This window comes from Streptomyces sp. NBC_00377 (assembly GCF_036075115.1).
GTDB lineage: Bacteria > Actinomycetota > Actinomycetes > Streptomycetales > Streptomycetaceae > Streptomyces.
On record NZ_CP107958.1, the window covers coordinates 5203759 to 5220851 of the forward strand.

At 72.3% G+C, this 17093-nt stretch carries 16 protein-coding genes; 10 read left to right on the top strand and 6 right to left on the bottom strand.

Translation table 11 applies throughout. The annotated features are described in order from the left end of the window. The first annotated feature begins 40 nt into the window (after positions 1-40). Both OHS71_RS23375 and OHS71_RS23380 read left to right on the top strand, forming a co-directional pair. A complete protein-coding gene (locus OHS71_RS23375; RefSeq protein ID WP_328484610.1) occupies positions 41-1507 on the top strand; it encodes an aldehyde dehydrogenase family protein in 1467 nt (488 codons plus the stop codon). Positions 1508-1687: 180 nt separating this feature from the next. Continuing rightward, the gene (locus tag OHS71_RS23380; RefSeq protein ID WP_328481309.1) at positions 1688-2239 is read left to right on the top strand and encodes a DUF3455 domain-containing protein; all 552 of its coding nucleotides are present in this window, start codon (positions 1688-1690) and stop codon (positions 2237-2239) included. 81 nt (positions 2240-2320) lie between these two features. On the opposite strand, the gene OHS71_RS23385 is transcribed toward OHS71_RS23380, so the two are convergent. Beyond that, positions 2321-2731: a nitroreductase/quinone reductase family protein gene (locus tag OHS71_RS23385; RefSeq protein WP_328481310.1), complete on the bottom strand. Its 411-nt coding sequence runs from the start codon at positions 2729-2731 to the stop codon at positions 2321-2323. An 83-nt stretch (positions 2732-2814) separates the two neighbouring features. On the opposite strand from OHS71_RS23385, the gene OHS71_RS23390 reads away from it, so the two are divergent. Beyond that, entirely contained in the window at positions 2815-3657 is an 843-nt protein-coding gene (locus OHS71_RS23390) for an endonuclease/exonuclease/phosphatase family protein (RefSeq protein WP_328481311.1), read from the top strand. On the opposite strand, the gene OHS71_RS23395 is transcribed toward OHS71_RS23390, so the two are convergent. Then, positions 3654-4136 (bottom strand): nuclear transport factor 2 family protein, encoded by a 483-nt coding sequence (locus OHS71_RS23395; RefSeq protein ID WP_328481312.1) that lies wholly within the window; start codon positions 4134-4136, stop codon positions 3654-3656. The genes OHS71_RS23390 and OHS71_RS23395 overlap by 4 nt on opposite strands. A 272-nt stretch (positions 4137-4408) precedes the next feature. Here OHS71_RS23395 and OHS71_RS23400 point away from each other — a divergent pair, with 272 nt between their 5' ends. Further along, the gene (locus OHS71_RS23400; protein ID WP_443061146.1) at positions 4409-5158 is read left to right on the top strand and encodes an ALF repeat-containing protein; all 750 of its coding nucleotides are present in this window, start codon (positions 4409-4411) and stop codon (positions 5156-5158) included. Between the two features lie 41 nt (positions 5159-5199). On the opposite strand, the gene OHS71_RS23410 is transcribed toward OHS71_RS23400, so the two are convergent. Beyond that, complete coding sequence (locus OHS71_RS23410; protein WP_328481313.1) at positions 5200-6126, bottom strand: DUF4344 domain-containing metallopeptidase; 927 nt, start codon at positions 6124-6126, stop codon at positions 5200-5202. Positions 6127-6302: 176 nt separating this feature from the next. Here OHS71_RS23410 and OHS71_RS23415 point away from each other — a divergent pair, with 176 nt between their 5' ends. The 4 genes from OHS71_RS23415 to OHS71_RS23430 all read left to right on the top strand — a co-directional run bounded on the left by OHS71_RS23415 (position 6303) and on the right by OHS71_RS23430 (position 11486). After that, positions 6303-7094 carry a hypothetical protein gene (locus OHS71_RS23415; protein WP_328481314.1) on the top strand — a complete coding sequence of 264 codons (792 nt, stop codon included), beginning with the start codon at positions 6303-6305 and terminating at the stop codon, positions 7092-7094. Between the two features lie 126 nt (positions 7095-7220). Then, positions 7221-8066, top strand: coding sequence for an LLM class F420-dependent oxidoreductase (locus OHS71_RS23420; protein WP_328481315.1), 846 nt, complete (start codon positions 7221-7223; stop codon positions 8064-8066). Positions 8067-8209: 143 nt separating this feature from the next. After that, the gene (locus tag OHS71_RS23425; RefSeq protein WP_328481316.1) at positions 8210-10813 is read left to right on the top strand and encodes a bifunctional FO biosynthesis protein CofGH; all 2604 of its coding nucleotides are present in this window, start codon (positions 8210-8212) and stop codon (positions 10811-10813) included. A gap of 85 nt (positions 10814-10898) precedes the next feature. Then, complete coding sequence (locus tag OHS71_RS23430) at positions 10899-11486, top strand: hypothetical protein (RefSeq protein ID WP_328481317.1); 588 nt, start codon at positions 10899-10901, stop codon at positions 11484-11486. Between the two features lie 140 nt (positions 11487-11626). On the opposite strand, the gene OHS71_RS23435 is transcribed toward OHS71_RS23430, so the two are convergent. Further along, positions 11627-12154 carry a DUF2165 domain-containing protein gene (locus tag OHS71_RS23435; protein WP_328481318.1) on the bottom strand — a complete coding sequence of 176 codons (528 nt, stop codon included), beginning with the start codon at positions 12152-12154 and terminating at the stop codon, positions 11627-11629. Positions 12155-12412: 258 nt separating this feature from the next. Here OHS71_RS23435 and OHS71_RS23440 point away from each other — a divergent pair, with 258 nt between their 5' ends. Next, entirely contained in the window at positions 12413-13537 is a 1125-nt protein-coding gene (locus OHS71_RS23440) for an ADP-ribosylglycohydrolase family protein (protein WP_328481319.1), read from the top strand. A gap of 88 nt (positions 13538-13625) precedes the next feature. Here the strand turns inward: OHS71_RS23440 and OHS71_RS23445 are convergent, their stop codons facing one another. Next, the gene (locus tag OHS71_RS23445) at positions 13626-15203 is read right to left on the bottom strand and encodes a sodium:solute symporter family protein (RefSeq protein WP_328481320.1); all 1578 of its coding nucleotides are present in this window, start codon (positions 15201-15203) and stop codon (positions 13626-13628) included. Between the two features lie 137 nt (positions 15204-15340). Next, on the bottom strand, positions 15341-16126 hold the full coding sequence (locus tag OHS71_RS23450) for an SDR family oxidoreductase (protein WP_328481321.1): 786 nt from the start codon (positions 16124-16126) through the stop codon (positions 15341-15343). A gap of 76 nt (positions 16127-16202) precedes the next feature. Here OHS71_RS23450 and OHS71_RS23455 point away from each other — a divergent pair, with 76 nt between their 5' ends. Beyond that, positions 16203-17054 (top strand): hypothetical protein, encoded by an 852-nt coding sequence (locus OHS71_RS23455; RefSeq protein WP_328481322.1) that lies wholly within the window; start codon positions 16203-16205, stop codon positions 17052-17054. The last annotated feature ends 39 nt before the right edge of the window (positions 17055-17093 follow it).

Here is a 17093-nt window from a genome sequence, read left to right on the forward strand (position 1 = left end):
CGGGGCGGGCAGGGACGGGGCGGGCAGGGACGACGGGCAGATGCTGTTCGTCGGGGGCGCCTGGGTGGAGCCGGACGAGGGGCACTACGAGGTCGTCGACCCGGCGACCGAGGGGACCGTCGGCCGGGCGCCCGAGGCCTCCCGGGATCAGGTGCGAGCGGCCTGCGCGGCGGCCCGGGAAGCCTTCGGTCCCTGGTCGCGCACCCCACCGGAGGAACGGGCGGCGATTCTCGGCCGGGCGGCCGACATCATGCGCGCCCGGTTGCTGCCGTACGCCGAACTCGCCCAGGCGGAGACCGGCGCCACGACCGGGACCGCGCGCGGGATGCAGGTCGGGGTGGGCGTGGCACGCTTCCGGCGCTACGCGCGCGTGGAGCCCGCCGAGTGGCCGATCGCACCGCAGGTCAACGAGGCCGCTGGAGGCGCCTCCCACGCCCTCCGGGCCATGGGGGCGGGCGGGGCGGGGGTGATGGGCGCGGTCGCCGTACGGCAGCCGGTCGGGGTCGTCACCTGCGTCACCTCCTACAACAACCCGTGGGCGAACCCGGCCGGAAAGGTCGCCCCCGCCCTCGCCATGGGCAACACCGTGGTCGTCAAACCCGCCCCGCAGGACCCCCTGTCCGTCTACCGGATGGCCGAGGCGCTGGAGGCGGCCGGCGTGCCGCGCGGGGTGGTGAACGTCGTCTCCGGCCGCGCGGTCGGGATCGGCGAGACGGCGGTGTCGTCGCCGGACGTCGACATGGTGAGCTTCACCGGCTCGACGGCCGTCGGACAGCGCATCGCCGAGGTGTGCGGCCGGGACATGCGGCGCCAGCTGATGGAGCTGGGCGGCAAGGGAGCGGCTGTCGTCCTCGACGACGCGGATCTCGCCTCGGCGGTGGCCGGGATCGGCACCACCTTCTCCTTCTACAGCGGTCAGATCTGCACGGCCCCCACGCGGGTGCTGGCGCAGCGCGGGGTGTACGACCGGCTGGTCGAGCAACTGGCCGCCTATGCCCGCCGGTTGAAGGTGGGCGACCCACGGGAGCCGGACACGGTGGTGGGCCCGGTGATCTCGTCCGCCCACCGGGACCGGGTGGAGTCGTACGTCGAACTCGGCCGCAAGGAAGGCGCGGTGATCGTCACCGGCGGTGAACGCCCGCCTCTGGAGCGCGGTTTCTACGTCGCTCCCACGCTCCTCGCCGACTGCACGAACGACATGCGGGTGGCACGGGAGGAGATCTTCGGCCCGGTGGTGACGGTCGTCCCCTTCGACGAGGAGGAAGAGGGGATCGCCCTCGCCAACGACAGCGACTACGGCCTGATCGACTACGTGTGGTCCCGGGACGTGGCGAAGGCGTTCCGGGTGGCGCGGCGGCTGCGGGCGGGCGGTGTCGGGATCAACACCGTCGGCCGCAACATGGAGGCGCCGTTCGGCGGGTTCAAGAAGAGCGGCGTGGGCCGGGACGTGGGCTCGTACGCGCTGCACGCCTACAGCGAGGTGCAGGCGATCGTCTGGCCGGGGTGAAGTGCCCTCGGGCACCACGGGCACTGTCCCCGGCGTGCAGACAGTGCGGTGCCCGCGGCCCAAAACCGGCCGCGCGACCTTCGATCGGCCCGGACTGCCCGTAGCGTCCCGGCGCGGGGAGACAGGGACACCGGTTCCGTCGACCCGCGAAAGACATCCGGAAACGTATCGGAGACCCACTTGAAGCTCGCCAAGCGTCTCGTCCTCACCACTACGGCCCTCGCCACCGCGACCGTCGGCACCCTCCTGAGCACGACTGCCGGCCATGCCGCGCCCGCCCCGTCGGCCACCACCCGCGTCGACGCGCCCCCCGCCCTCAAGGTGCCCGAGGGCAACCGCCTCACCGGCGTCTTCGACGCCCGGGGCGTCCAGACCTACGCCTGCACCGACGGCGCCTGGAAGCTCCTGGAGCCCGCCGCCACCCTGTCGTACGGCAGAGACCGGGCCCACCGCCCCGTCGCCCTGCACTCCCGCGGCCCGGTCTGGGTCTCCACGGTGGACGGCAGCGCGGTCAACGCCGCCGCGCTCGTCACCTCTCCCCGGACCGGCACCATCCCCGAGCTGCTCCTGAAGACCACCGCCACGCGCGGCGCCGGAGTCTTCGCGGACGTCTCCTACATCCAGCGCCTGAACACCTCGGGCGGCGTCGCGCCCACCACCGCCTGCACCGGCACCGACCAGGTGAGCGTCCCGTACTCGGCGACCTACGTGTTCTACAAGCCCGCCAAGTGAGCGGAGCCGGGCGGTAGGCGCCACGGCGGCCCCCGGGCGATCCCCGAGGGGCCGCCGCGGTCGGGTGTGGCGGGCGGGGCGTCAGCCGGTCAGATCCACCCGCACCGTGAGCAGTCCCGTCCCCAGTGCCCGTACGGCCGCGCTGTTGCCCCGGGGCAGGGTACGCAGCCGGGCGACCGGGTCGTCGTCGGGCATCAGATGGGCCGTACCGGTGTGCCACCGCCCGCCGAGCCGCACCCGCACCCTCGGATCGGCCTGGATGTTGCGGACGTACTGGGACCGCAGCCCGAACTCCGAGACCAGCCAGAACGTGTCGCCGACCCGGCGGCCGCCCAGCGGGGTGCGCCGGGGCAGGCCGGAGACACGGCCGGTGGTCTCCAGGAGCGTGTGGAAGGGCAGACGGCGCATGAGCGGGTTGGCGACATACCGCTGCAAGGCGGTCGTCGCGCGGAATCGGACGTCGGCGGGGCGGGACTCGGCGGGGCGGGACATCGTCCGCAACACTCCTTCACACCAGGCGCTGTTGCTTCAATGGTCCCCGACGTCCCGGGCGGGACGAGAGCGGGTGGCTGCACGTGCGAGTGGTGACCTGGAACCTGTGGTGGCGGTTCGGCCCCTGGCGGCAACGCCAGAAGGCCGTCCTGGCCGTGCTGCGCGAGCTGGAGCCCGACGTGGTCGGTCTCCAGGAGGTGTGGGCGGCCGACGGCGAGAACCTCGCCGAGTGGCTCGCCGGCGAACTGGGGCTGCACTGCGCATGGGCCCCCTCCGCGGCCCCCGAACGCTGGCGCAAACGCATCGCGGACCCCGACGCCGGCTCGGTCGACATAGGCAACGCGGTACTGAGCCGCTGGCCGGTGGTGGAGCGGGAGGCGCTGACGCTGCCCGCGCCGCCCGAGCTGGCCGACGGCCGCGCGGCCCTCTACGCCCGAGTGGCCGCGCCCGCCTTCGACATCCCCTTCTTCACCGCGCACCTCACCTCGGCCCCGCATGCCTCGGCCGTGCGTCGCGCCCAGGTCACCGCCCTCGCGGAACTGGTCGCCCGGCACAGCGGGGGCACGCCCTTCCCGCCCGTCGTCACCGGTGACTTCAACGCCCGCCCGGACTCCGACGAGATCCGCCTCCTCGGCGGGACGAGGACCGCGCCGGCCGTTCCCGGCCTGGTCCTCCACGACGCCTGGGACTACGCCGACCCGACCGCCCCCGCGGCCACCTGGACGCCGGAGAACCCGTACGCGGCCCGCGTGCTGGAGCCCGCCGCCCGTATCGACCACATCCACGTGGGCCCACCCGGCCCGATCGGCGAGGGCCACGTCCGGCAGATCCGCCGGGCGGGCCACGGCCCGGTGGACGGAGTGTGGCCCTCGGACCACGCGGCGGTGGTCGCGGACCTGGCGGAGGAGGAGACGGCGATCATCTAACCCGTCCGGTCCGCACCGCTGCCTGTCTCCGCGTCCGCATCCGCATCGAACGCCCGGGCGACGGCGAGGCTGTCCTCGTACACGTGGTGCCGGGTGACGAGGCCGCCCTCGATCGTGAGGTGCAGCGCGAACCGGGCACGATAGGCCCGCCCGGTGGAGCGGGCGGTCTGGCGGATCTCGCCGAGCACGACCGCGTCGTCGCCGTCGACGAGGATCCGCTCGATCTCGGTGGCCGCCTGCCCGGGCACGTGGTGCTCGGCGAGCTCGCGGTAGTGGGCGGCGGCGTCGGCACGGGTGACCCGGTGACGGATCCACGGCGTGGCACTCCCCGCCCGCCCGTGCTCGGCGTCCGGCCAGTCCAGCTTCCAGTCGCTCCGCTCGGCGTACAGCTCCGCGATGCGCACGGGGTCCCCTTTGCCGATCCGGCGCAGCAGTTCCCGGACCACGGCGCGGGGAGTCGCGGGCGTGGCTGAGGACATGGCGGATCCCTCCGTTCGGGAGGCCGCGTCCCGCTGACGCGACGAGGCCGCCATTGTCAGCGGCGGCGGCACCACCGCGCGATTACCTCCCGGGTAACCACCTTTCACACAAGGGGAGTTGGATGTTCCGCCCGCTGACGGCCGACGGTGCCGGATCATGGCAATGGCAGGCGGCGAGGACTGCCGGGTTAAAGCAGTGGCATCGGTGGTGCGGAGCGGTGAGGATCTTCGTACCGACCGCCGGACCACGAAGGAGCCCACCCATGAGATCCATGAGACAGCACCGCGCCGCCCTGCTCGTCGCGGTCACCGCCCTTACCCCGGCGCTTCTCTTCACCACCCCGGCTTTCGCCGCCGGCGCGACGGCGGCAACGGTCGCGGGGACGACCGCGACGGCGTCGGCGGCGACCGATACGCCGGTGGACGACATGTCCGAGGAGGACCTCCGTGTCGCGATCGCCCGCATCCTGGCGGACGTGGACTCCGGCAAGCGTGTCGTCCGTGAGGCCAACGCGGCCCTCGACGGCACGGTGGACGACATGCGCACCTTCCTGAAGACCGGCTACCGCCTGGCCCAGGCCGAGGACGACCGGGTCGCCATCGTCCGCATCCTGGCGGACAAGAACTCCGGCAAGGGTGTGGTCCGCGAGGCCAACAAGGCCCTGGACATCGGCACTCCGGAGGCCCTGCGCGCCTTCCTGGAGACCGGGTTCCGCCTCGCCCGCGCCGAGGACGACCGGGTCGCCATCTTCCGCATCCTGGCGGACAAGAACTCCGGCAAGGGTGTGGTCCGCGAGGCCAACAAGGCCCTCGACATCGGCACTCCGGAGGCCCTGCGCGCCTTCCTGGAGACCGGGTTCCGCCTCGCCCGCGCCGAGGACGACCGGGTCGCCATCGCCCGCATCCTGGCCAACCCGAAGATCAGCGCCGCCCTCCGCGCGGCCGCCGAGAAGGCCATCGACGGGACACCGGAGGAACTGCGGTACTTCCTGGAGGTCGGCCAGTACGAGGTCGGCCGCTAGACCGCCGACGGAAGCCGGTCACCCCGGGCGGGCACCGAGCGTCACCGGGTGAACGGGGCCCGGTCGCGCGCGGACCCGCCACCGTCACCCTCGACGGCGGTTCGCCCCAGGGCGTTCACCCAGGCGGCCCGTACCCTCTGCCACTCGCGTGCGCAGCCACGCGCGCGGCGGGCGGTGAGGGTCTGTGGGTGGATCAGGTGCTCGTGGGTCGCCGGGGCTGATCCGTAGACGTAGCAGTAGTGGTTGACGGCGCGTCGGCGGTCCGTGGAGTGCTCGTCCTCGCGGCCGTCGTCGACGGGGTCGAACATGATCGAGGCCAGCCGCCACGTCCGTGCGGCGGCGAGCAGTCTGCTTTCCCCCTGCGCTCCCTGCCGGAGCAGCATGAGGGCGGCGAACTGGTCGGCGAAGTCCTCTTCCCTGCCGCCCACCCGGAGATCGAGGGCGTCGATCACGGCGTGCGCGCTCTCGTGGAACAGCGTCTCCAGCATGACGGCGGACAGGGTGTCGTCGAGGAGACGCTCCCCGGAGTCCCGGTACAGCTCGCGCGTCTCGGTGATTTCGTCGTAACAGATCTCCACCCGGCGGGTGTCGGGGTCGTAGGCGGACCCTTCCCCGGCGCAGGACCGGACGGACATCACGACCGGCGGGTCCAGCTTCACCAGAGCGGTGACACTCCGCACGGCTTCCTCCGGCAGCTTGTGCGCGCGGACGAACGCGGCGTCGTCCTTGTCCCGGGCGGACGGACGCTCGTAGTGGACGGTGAAGCTCGCCTCGGACGTTCGCGGCCCGCCGGGCGCGGCTGTCTGACACGCGGCGGTGAGGGCGGCTGCGACCAGCGTCAGCGCCGCGGCCCGCAGGGCGGTGCGGCCCCGGGCCCTTCTGCCGATGTTCCCGGCCCCAGCGGTGCGCGTCGGTATCGGCAGCGTCCTCCCCCTCCACGAAGCGGCGCCGACTCGGCTGCGCCGCAACCTGATTGCCGTCCGGCCGAGTATGCCGCGCCGGATCGGCGGCCCGCCGGAATGTCACGGGTCGGCACGAACGGACCTGCCCCGCACATGGATGCGTCGGGGCACGGGAAGTTCCGACAGGTGACCTGCGCCGCCGAGGTCCCGCCGTCGTGCTCCCGGCCGAGAGGAAGCCCGTCGTGAGTCAGATCGTCCTGCTCGTGGCCGTGTCGGCGGTCGTCCTCGGGGCGTACGCCGTGCTCGGCGTGCTGTGGTGGGCCCGTGACCGGGCGGACCGGGAGGCCGTCGCGCTGGTGGACGGGGAGAGCGTCGACCTGTACCACGCGGTCGCCACGGCCGACGGCGACCGGGGCGCGGACCGGGCCGCCGCCGCCGAACTGCTGCTGGCCGGCCTGATCCGGATCGAGGAGGACGGTCAGGTGTCGGTCACCGCCGTGGGCGCGGACCCCGCCCGGACGCCGGAGCATCCGGTACCGGCCGCCGTGCTGGTCACGCTGCGAGGGCACGCCCGTCCGCATCCGCTGAACTGGCTCGACGTGGACGCCGAGCACTGCCGGCGGCGCGACCCCTTCCTGCGGGCCGAGGACGCCGGACGGCCGCGTTGGCCCGAGCGCGACGGGGACGGCGTCCAGATCGCCGCGATCCTGGTCGCCGCGTCGTACGCGGGGTGGCTCGCCGCCCAACTGATGTACGTGAGCGGGGCGTTCTCCGGGAACGCGGTCGAGATCGTGGTGGGCGCATGCGCGGGCCTGCTGACCTGGATGGTGTTCGCCCTGGTCCTGCACATCGTGGTGATGGCCGTGTGGCCGGAACGCCGGTACCGGTTCGCGGAGTACTGCCGGGGACTGGCACCGCACCCGGCCGAGGCCGCCCTCGACGCGGCGCAGCGCGAGCGGCTCGACCAGGCCATGGCCTACAGCCCGCCGCGAGAGCCGGACAGGTGGCCGCTGGACACGCCGGGCGCGTTCTGAGGACGATGCCGACCGGTCGGTATGGACACTTCTCCCTTCTCCCGGTACAGATGAGGCAGCCACAGTTGAGAACGTCACCCAGGACGCCGTCGTCAGAGCCGCACGTACGCAGCGAAAGGCCCGCCCATGCGCATCGCCGTCACGATCTTCCTCACCGACGAGACGATCACTCCCACGCGCCTCGCCCGTGAGCTGGAGGAGCGTGGGTTCGCCGGCCTCTATCTGCCCGAGCACACGCACATCCCGGTCGAGCGGACCAGCCCCTACCCCGCCGGCGGCGACCTGCCCCGTGAGTACGGCCGCACCCTCGACCCCTTCGTCGCCCTCGGTCAGGCGGCCGCGGTGACGCGGACGCTGGGCCTCGGCACCGGCATCACGCTCGTCGCCCAGCACGACCCGGTCGACCTCGCCAAGCAGATCGCCACCGTCGATCACCTGTCGGGCGGGCGCCTCACCCTCGGCCTCGGCTACGGCTGGAACGTGGAGGAGGCCGCCGACCACGGTGTCGAGTGGCGTACCCGCCGCGAGCTGGTCCGGGACCGGATGCGGCTGATGCAGGCCCTCTGGGCGGAGGAGCCGACCGCGTACGAGGGCGAGTACGGCAGCGTCCGCGCCAGCACGGCGTACCCCAAGCCCGTACAGAAGGCGCGTGGGCCGGTCGTCGGCCCCCGCACGCTCATCGGCGGCGCCGCCGGGCCGAAACTGTTCTCGCACATCTGCGAGTACGCCGACGGCTGGCTGCCGATCGGCGGCCGCGGCCTCTCCGAGGCGCTCCCCGTGCTGCGCTCCGCGTGGGCGGACGCGGGCCGCGAGCCGGACGCCCTCCAGATCGTGCCGTACGCCGTCCAGCCGTCCCCCGGCAAGCTCGCGTACTACGCCGAGCTGGGCATCGAGGAGGCCGTGGTGCAGCTGCCGCCGGTGGGGGAGGCGGAGGCGCTGCGCGCCCTGGACGAGTTCACGCCGTATCTCTAGGTCCCGTCTTTCGCCGACGGGTCCGAAGCCGGGCGGCCGCAGCTGGTCCTCGGTGGGCTCGTCGTCGCCCTGCGCTGCGGACGGGGACGGGTGACGCGTACGCGGAGTCCCAAGCTTGAAAAACGTGATCGTATGCTCGAAGGATGACGACTTCCGCGACCTCCGGAACCGGCCCCGGCCCGATCCCCGGCCCCACCGAGAACTCCATGCGTCGCGCTCTCAAACGGGCCCGTGACGGCGTGGCGCTGGACGCCGGCGAGGCGGCCGTGCTGCTCCAGGCGCGCGGCGAGGCGCTCGAGGACCTCACCGCCTCCGCCGCCCGGGTAAGGGACGCCGGCCTGGAGGCGGCCGGCCGGCCCGGCGTCATCACGTACTCCAAGAGCGTCTTCATCCCCCTCACCCGGCTCTGCCGTGACAAGTGCCACTACTGCACCTTCGTCACGGTCCCCGGCAAACTGCGCCGGGCGGGCCACGGGATGTTCATGTCGCCCGACGAGGTGCTCGACATCGCCCGGCGCGGCGCCGCCCTAGGCTGCAAGGAAGCCCTCATCACCCTCGGCGACAAGCCGGAGGAGCGGTGGCCCGAGGCCAGGGAATGGCTCGACGCGCACGGCTACGACGACACCATCGCCTACGTCCGCGCCATCTCCGTCCGCATCCTCGAGGAGACCGGGCTGCTGCCGCACCTCAACCCCGGGGTGATGAGCTGGACCGACTTCCAGCGGCTGAAGCCCGTCGCGCCCAGCATGGGCATGATGCTGGAGACCACCGCCACCCGGCTGTGGTCCGAGCCCGGCGGCCCGCACCACGGCTCCCCGGACAAGGAACCCGCCGTCCGGCTGCGCGTCCTGGAGGACGCCGGCCGTTCCTCCGTCCCCTTCACCTCCGGGCTCCTGATCGGCATCGGCGAGACGTACGAGGAGCGGGCCGAGTCCCTCTTCGCGCTCCGCAAGGTCTCCCGCGCCTACCACGGCATCCAGGAACTGATCATCCAGAACTTCCGCGCCAAGCCGGACACCGCGATGCGTGGCATGCCGGACGCGGAACTCGACGAACTGGTCGCCACCGTGGCCGTCGCGCGCCACATCATGGGCCCGTCCGCCTGCCTCCAGGCGCCGCCCAACCTCGTCGACAGCGAGTACGAGCGGCTGATCGGGGCCGGCATCGACGACTGGGGCGGGGTGTCCCCGCTCACCATCGACCACGTCAATCCCGAGCGCCCCTGGCCGCAGATCGACGAACTCGCCGAGAAGTCCGCCGCGGCCGGGTTCGAGCTGCGGGAACGTCTCTGCGTGTATCCGGAGTTCGTGCGGCGCGGCGAGCCCTGGCTCGATCCCCGGCTGCTCCCGCACGTCCGCGCGCTGGCCGATCCGGAGACGGGACTGGCCGTGCCGGACGCCGTCGTCGAGGGACACCCTTGGCAGGAGCCGGAGGAGGTGTTCGTGCCGTCCGGCCGCACCGATCTGCACCGCACCATCGACACCGCCGGCCGCACCTCCGACCGCCGCGACGACTTCGACGAGGTGTACGGCGACTGGGGAGCCCTGCGTGAGGCGGCCGCCCCCGGCATGGCGCCGGAGCGCATCGACACGGACGTACGGCAGGCCCTCGCGACGGCCGCCGACGACCCGACGAAGCTCACCGACGACGAGGCACTCGCCCTGCTCCACGCCGACGGCCCGGCCCTGGACGCACTGACCCGCATCGCGGACGACGTCCGCCGCTCGGCCGTCGGCGACGACGTCACCTACATCGTCACGCGGAACATCAACTTCACCAACGTCTGCTACACCGGCTGCCGCTTCTGCGCCTTCGCGCAGCGCCGCACCGACGCGGACGCCTACACGCTCTCCCTCGACCAGGTCGCCGACCGCGCCCAGCAGGCCTGGGAGCTGGGCGCGGTGGAGGTCTGCATGCAGGGCGGCATCCACCCGGACCTGCCCGGCACGGCGTACTTCGACATCGCGAAGGCGGTGAAGGAGCGGGTCCCGGGCATGCACGTGCACGCCTTCTCGCCGATGGAGGTCGTGAACGGCGCGACCCGCACCGGCCTGTCGATCCGCGAGTGGCTGACGGCGGCGAAGGAGGCCGGGCTCGACTCCATCCCCGGCACGGCGGCCGAGATCCTCGACGACGAGGTCCGCTGGGTCCTGACCAAGGGCAAACTGCCGACGGCGACCTGGATCGAGGTCGTCACGACGGCGCACGAGGTCGGGATCCGGTCGTCCTCGACGATGATGTACGGCCATGTCGACCAGCCGAGGCACTGGCTGGGTCACCTGCGGACGCTGGCCGGGATCCAGCAGCGGACCGGCGGCTTCACGGAGTTCGTCACCCTCCCCTTCATCCACACCAACGCGCCGGTGTACCTGGCGGGGATCTCCCGCCCCGGCCCGACCATGCGGGACAACCGGGCGGTGACGGCGATGGCCCGGCTGCTCCTGCACCCGCACATCCCCAACATCCAGACCAGCTGGGTCAAGCTGGGCTCGGAGGGGGCCGCGGAGATGCTCCGCTCGGGGGCGAACGACCTGGGCGGCACGCTGATGGAGGAGACGATCTCGCGGATGGCGGGCTCGTCGTACGGCTCCTACAAGTCCGTGAAGGACCTGATCGCGGTCGCGGACGCGGCGGGCCGGCCGGCGAGGCCTCGGACGACGCTGTACGGCGAGGTGCCCGAGGAGCGGCGGCGGGCGGCCTCAGCGTCGGACGGGCACCTGCCGGAACTGCTTCCGGTGCTGGACTGAGGGACCACGGTGGGACCGGGCAGCGGGCCCCTCGCAGTACGATGATCGGGCCCCGATCTCAGGGGTCCCACAACCGAGGAGATGCGTGCCCGTGCCTGCCCGACGGCTTCCCTCCTGGGTCTGGGTCACAAGCCTGACAGCCGGCGCGATCGCCGCGGTCGTCGTCCTGACGGCACAGGCCGAGAAGGGCCCGCACCCGACGGCGTCGGCGGCGAACCGCCCGAGCGCCTCGGCGTCGGCGGGCACGCGCCCCTCGGCGTCGCCGAAACCGTCGGCGACGCCCAAGGCGGCCGAGGTGCCCGACGGTTCGGGCACCGGCCGCCGGATCGTCTACTCGCTGGGTCAGCACCGGGTCTGGCTGGTCGACGCCGACGACACCGCCCGCCGGACCTTCACGGTCTGGCCGGGCACGGTGAACCCGGCCGTCGGCAGCTTCACCGTGTCGCTCCGCAAGGACGCCACCACGGGCTCCGACGGCGTGGCGATCGAGCACATCGTCTACTTCTCCGCCACGTCGGGCGTCAACATCGCCTTCTCCAACGCCGTCGACGGCGCCTCCCCGCCCCCGGCCGCCGCCGGCACGCAGACCGGCGGCATCCGGATGGCCAAGGCGGACGGAACGGCCCTGTGGGCGTTCGGCGAGACGGGGACGAAGGTCCGGGTCGTCGAGTAGCTTCCCGGTGGCCCGGTGGCCCGGTGGCCCGGTGGCCCGGTGGCCCGGTGGCCCGGTGGCCCGGTGGCCCGGTGGCCCGGTGGCCCGGTGGCCCGGTGGCCCGGGCGGCCGGCCCCACGTGCGTCACGGAAGCGTGGGACTCATGTCCGGGAGTCGTCCTGTGGGCGGCCGGGCGGCAGGTGGTTCACGATCAGCACGACCCCGCCGAAGAGGAACGCCCGGGTCGCCGCGTCCAGCCCGTTCCAGTTCTCCGACTGCCACATGGCGAACCACTCTCCGCCGATCGCGACGAACCCGGCGCCGAAGAGCAGCATGAGCATGAGCAGCCCGTACGTGGACAGCGCGCGGCCGCGTATGTGGTCCCGTCGCGCCCAGAACCACGTCCCGGCGGCCAGCACCAGCCCCGTGACCGTCTCCCACGCGATGATCGCGACATAGGCGGCGTCCTGGAGCCCCTTGCCGGTCACCGCCCGCCACATCAGGTCGTCGTCCTTGAAGGTCGTGTCCATCGCCAGCACATGCCGCACGAACTGCTGGTTCGTGCCGAAGTCGGTGATGTTCCCGAAGGCGACGAGGAGCATGTAGAGCGCGACCGTCCCGGTGAGGAGGGCGGCGGTGAGCGGAAGCACGCGTGAGGCGTGGGGGAAGTGTGAGTCGGGGGTGGTCATGCCGGTGTCCTTACCCCGCCAAGTGCGGTGCCTCTCCTAAGGATTGAGCCAGAAACGGAGGCCGGTCGCCGCGGCCTCCGGCCGGGGTCTCCACCGCCTCTCCACCACCCCTCCACCCTGCGACCGGGGCACAGAGCGGGCGCAGCCCGGGCATATGCCCCGATCGTTCCGGCACTCCCGGGGTGCGTCCCCTGTTCCCTTGCGCCTGTTCGATTACAGTGACGAACGTCGTGCGTACGGACGGTACGGGAGGACTTGGTGGGTGCGACTGCCGGGCCCGTCTGGGGCCGTGCCGAACAGCAGGACTTCCGCAGCCGGGTGCGTGGCACGCTGCTGGGCGCGGCCGTCGGGGACGCGCTCGGAGCCCCCGTCGACGGCCTCGGCATCGAGGACATCCGGCAGGGCCACGGGCCCGAGGGGGTAGTGGACCTGGCTCCCGCCCACGGGCGGCGCGGCGCGGTCACGCATCTCACCCAGCTGACCCTGTTCACCGTGGACGGGCTGATCCGCGCCCAGGTGCGGCGGGACACCGGCGCCTGGCATCCGCCGACCGATCTGCACCGGGCGTATCTGCGGTGGGCCGCCACCCAGCGCGACTGGGGCCCCGACCTGCGCCGCAAGGACGACGGCTGGCTGGCCCGCGAGGAGTGGCTGTACGCCCGGCGCGATCCCACCCGCACGCTGCTCCTCGGGCTCGGCGACGAGGTGATGGGCACCCTGGACTCGCCCAAGAGCCCCGGCGCGGCCGGGCCCGAGGCGGTGCCCCGTTCGGTGCCGGTCGGACTGCTGGTCGGCTGGGAGCCGCAGCTCGTCGTGCAGCTCGCCGTCGAGGGCGCCGTCCAGACCCACGGTCATCCGACCGCGTATCTCTCGGCGGGCGCGTACGCGGTCATCGTGCACGCGCTGGCCTGCGGCGAGAGCCTGGACGGCGCGGTGCAGCGGGCGCTCGCCCTGCTGGCCGCGCGACCGGGGCACGAGGCGGTGTCGGAGGCGTTGCAGCGCGCGCTGGGCGCCGTCCGGCAGGGCCTGCCGGGTCCGGCCAGGGTGGAGGAGCTGGCGGGGGCGGGGACCGCGGAGGCAGTGCTGTCCGGCGCGCTCTACTGTGCCCTCGTCGCGGAGGAAGTCCGGCACGGGCTGCGGCTCGCGGTCAACCACGGAGCACCTTCGGCGTCGACCGCCGCCCTCACCGGCGGTCTGCTCGGTGCCCTGCACGGCGAGACGGCCCTCCCGCCGGCCTGGCTGGCCGAGCTGGAGGGGCGCCCCACGATCCTGGAACTGGCCGACGACTTCGCCATGGAGATGACCCAGGGGCCGGCCCTGCACAACCCCGCGGGGGCGTCGCCCGGATGGCTGGCCCGGTATCCCAGGGGGTTGCCGAGCTGACGCGGGGGTGAGCCGAGCGGGGTGAGCCGAGGCGGGGGTGCGGGGGGCTCAGCCCCCGCACCCCCGCGTCCCTCGGCGGGCCTCGTCCTCACACGCCGGACGGGCTGATGGGCGTCCCCTCGGCCGTGTCCCGCGGCTCCGGGACCGCCGCTCCCACCGAGTCGCCGTCCCCGTCCGTGTTGATCCGCTCGATGATCGCGAGCCGTTCCGGGGTGTCCTCGGGCTTGATGAAGCCGACGAGGATGTAGAGGACCAGCGACACGGCCAGCGGGATCGACACCTGGTACTGGAGCGGCACTCCGCCGTCGACGTTCCAGTTGATCGGGTAGTTGACCAGCCAGAAGGCCAGCAGACCCATCGACCAGCTGGTCAGCGCGGCCGTCGGACCGGAGCGGCGGAACGGGCGCAGCAGGCCCAGCATCATCGGGATCGCCATCGGGCCCATCAGTCCGGCCACCCACTTGATGACGACCGTGATGATGTCCTTGAAGGCGGGGGAGTTGACCTGCGTGGCCGCCGCCATCGACAGGCCGAGGAAGACGACGGTCGCCACGCGCGCCGCGATCAGCCCCGACCGCTGGTTCCACTCCCGGGCCCTGGCCCAGATGACGGGCGCGCAGTCCCGGGTGAAGACGGCGGCGATGGCGTTGGCGTCGGACGAGCACATGGCCATCGTGTGGGAGAAGAAGCCGACGATGACGAGTCCCAGCAGGCCGTGCGGCAGCAGCTGTTCGGTCATCAGGGCGTAGGAGTCGGAGCCGTCCGGCTTGTTCGACGTCACCAGCAGCGGCGACATCCACATCGGGAAGAACAGCACCAGCGGCCAGACCAGCCACAGCACCGCCGAAAGCCGCGCCGACCGCTCGGCCTCCTTCGGGCTGCCCGTGGCCATGTACCGCTGGGCCTGGTTGAGCATGCCGCCGTTGTACTCGAACAGCTTGATGAAGAGGAACGCGAGCAGGAACACCGTGCCGTACTGCGCGACCAGGGGCTTGTCGTGGCCCTGGAGCGCCGGCTGGTCCCAGGCGTCCAGGAACCCGATGCCCTTGTCGTTCAGCTTCAGCACGACGGCGATGAACATGGCGACGCCGGCCAGCAACTGGATGACGAACTGGCCGAGTTCGGTCAGTGCGTCCGCCCAGAGGCCGCCGATGGTGCAGTAGACGGCGGTGATCGCGCCGGTGATGAGGATGCCCTGGTTGAGGGAGATCCCGGTGAAGACGGACAACAGGGTCGCGATGGCGGCCCACTTGGCGCCGACGTCCACGATCTTCAGCAGCATCCCGGACCAGGCGAGCGCCTGCTGGGTCTTCAGGTCGTAGCGGTTCTTCAGGTACTCCAGCGGCGAGGCCACGTGGAGCCGCGACCGCAACCGGTTGATGCGCGGCGCGAACAGCTTCGAGCCGATGGCGATACCGAGCGCGATGGGGAAGGACCAGGTGACGAAGGAGGTCACGCCGTAGGTGTAGGCGATGCCCGCGTACCCGGTGAACATCACCGCGCTGTAGCCCGACATGTGGTGCGAGATGCCGGACAGCCACCAGGGCATCTTGCCGCCGGCGGTGAAGAAGTCGCTCACGTTGTCGACGCGTTTGTGCGACCAGAAGCCGATGGCGACCATCACGCCGAAATAGCTGATGAGCACGGTCCAGTCGAGACCGTTCATGTGAGCCCTCCCATGGTTCGGCCGGCGTTCAGCCCGGCGCTCATCGTGGGCGCTGCCGCGTGAACACGACAAGTAACCGTAGGGTCAAGGGAAGGCAAAGGAATTCGGTATGGTGGCCTGTGTTCATGCATATGAACTCAGCGCATCAGCTCCCCCGCGTTGACCAGCAACGACTGTCCCGTGATCGCCCGCGCCCGGTCCGACGCCAGGAACACCGCGGCGTCGGCCACATCCCCGTCCGTCGCCAGCTCGGGCAACGCCATCCGTTCGGTGAGCCGCCCCAGCACCTCCTCCTCGGCCACCCCCTCCGTGTGCGCGGTGAACTGCACGTACGCCTGCACCGGCGGCCCCCACATCCACCCCGGCAGTACGGTGTTGACCCGGATCCGGTGCGGCCCGAGCTCCCGCGCGAGGGAGTACATGGCGCTGGTCAGCGCCCCCTTGGAAGCCGCGTACGCCGCCTGCCGCACCTGCGAGGGCGCCGCCACGGCCGACTGCGTCCCGATGAACACCACCGACCCGCCCCGTGCCTTCATCCCGGCCAGACACGCCCGCGTCATCCGCAGCGTCCCCAGCAGGTTCACGTCGATCACCGACTGCCAGGTCGCGAAGTCGGCGTCCTCGACCCCGCCGAAACTGGAGTCCCAGGCGGCCACGTTCACCACCGCGTCGATCCCGCCGAACCGTTCCCGCGCCAGCCCCGCCAGCGCCTCGCAGCTGCGCTCGTCGGTGATGTCGGTGACCCCGTACGCCGTACGCGTCCCCCCGGGATCGATCTCCGCGGCGCTCTTCGCGAGATTCGCCTCAGTCCGCGCCCCCAGCACGGCGTTCCCGCCGTCCCGTACGACCGCGGCGGCGACCTGGTGACCGAGCCCGGCGCCGACTCCCGAGACGACGACGGTCCTGCCTTCGAGCAGTGACATCGGGGCCTCCCTGCCTCTGGCGATTTATCTGACGGAGCGTCAGAGTATGGGCCAGTCGCCGAGGATGGGGAAGAGCATGAGCGAGGAGAAGCACAGCGGCACACACAGCGAGACATACGCCGAACTGGCAGCCGTCGGCCCCTACGAGGTGCGCCCCGGCCATGCCCTGATCACCATGGTGGAACCGCACCCGGGCCACGAGTACGCCTACAACCGCTGGTACGAGGACGACCACTACTACGCCGGGGCGATGGCGATGCCCTGGATGTACGCGGGCCGCAGATGGGTGGCGACCCGCGACCTCCAGCTCCTGCGCCGGCCGGAGAAGTCGGCGATCGCCCAGCCGGTCACCGCCGGCTGCTACCTCTCCACCTACTGGATCACCGCCGGCCGCCACGACGACCACATGAAGTGGACGGTCGCCATCAACAGACGCCTCAACCGGGACGCCCGCGTCTACCAGGACCGCACCCACGTCTTCACGGCGTTCCAGGACCACGAGGCCACCGTCTACCGGGACGGCGCCGCGGGACCCCGTGACTTCCACGCCCTGGACCACCCGTACGCGGGCCTGGTGACCGAGGTCATCGACACCGACTCGGCGCAGCAGCGCGCCGAACTCCTGGAGTGGCTGCGCGCCCGCCACCTTCCCCGGCGGGTGGCCGGCTCCCCGACGGCCATGGTCACCGTCTTCCGCCCCACGCCCCTGCCCGGCGACCGCATGACCTATGTCAAGCAGGTCGAGGGCGTCGACACCCGCCTGACCCTGCTCTGGTTCCTGGAGAGCGACCCCAGGGACTGCTGGGACCAGCACTTCACGGGCCTGGAGGAAGCGGTGGCGGAGTCGGGACTGGGGCGGGTGGAACTGGTCGCGCCGTTCATCCCGACGGTGCCGGGCACGGACCGCTACGTGGACCGCCTGCGCTGATCACAGCCGCCCGGCGACGGCTCTACGGCTGCCCTGCGA

Excerpts from the sequence above, each read along its gene's own strand:
- OHS71_RS23455 (WP_328481322.1), top strand. The coding sequence starts at position 16,203 with ATGAGCGAGGAGAAGCACAGCGGCACACACAGCGAGACATACGCCGAA.
- OHS71_RS23445 (WP_328481320.1), bottom strand. The coding sequence starts at position 15,203 with ATGAACGGTCTCGACTGGACCGTGCTCATCAGCTATTTCGGCGTGATG.
- OHS71_RS23400 (WP_443061146.1), top strand. The coding sequence starts at position 4,409 with ATGAGACAGCACCGCGCCGCCCTGCTCGTCGCGGTCACCGCCCTTACC.
- OHS71_RS23450 (WP_328481321.1), bottom strand. The coding sequence starts at position 16,126 with ATGTCACTGCTCGAAGGCAGGACCGTCGTCGTCTCGGGAGTCGGCGCC.
- OHS71_RS23375 (WP_328484610.1), top strand. The coding sequence starts at position 41 with ATGCTGTTCGTCGGGGGCGCCTGGGTGGAGCCGGACGAGGGGCACTAC.
- OHS71_RS23425 (WP_328481316.1), top strand. The coding sequence starts at position 8,210 with ATGACGACTTCCGCGACCTCCGGAACCGGCCCCGGCCCGATCCCCGGC.
- OHS71_RS23435 (WP_328481318.1), bottom strand. The coding sequence starts at position 12,154 with ATGACCACCCCCGACTCACACTTCCCCCACGCCTCACGCGTGCTTCCG.
- OHS71_RS23395 (WP_328481312.1), bottom strand. The coding sequence starts at position 4,136 with ATGTCCTCAGCCACGCCCGCGACTCCCCGCGCCGTGGTCCGGGAACTG.
- OHS71_RS23385 (WP_328481310.1), bottom strand. The coding sequence starts at position 2,731 with ATGTCCCGCCCCGCCGAGTCCCGCCCCGCCGACGTCCGATTCCGCGCG.
- OHS71_RS23420 (WP_328481315.1), top strand. The coding sequence starts at position 7,221 with ATGCGCATCGCCGTCACGATCTTCCTCACCGACGAGACGATCACTCCC.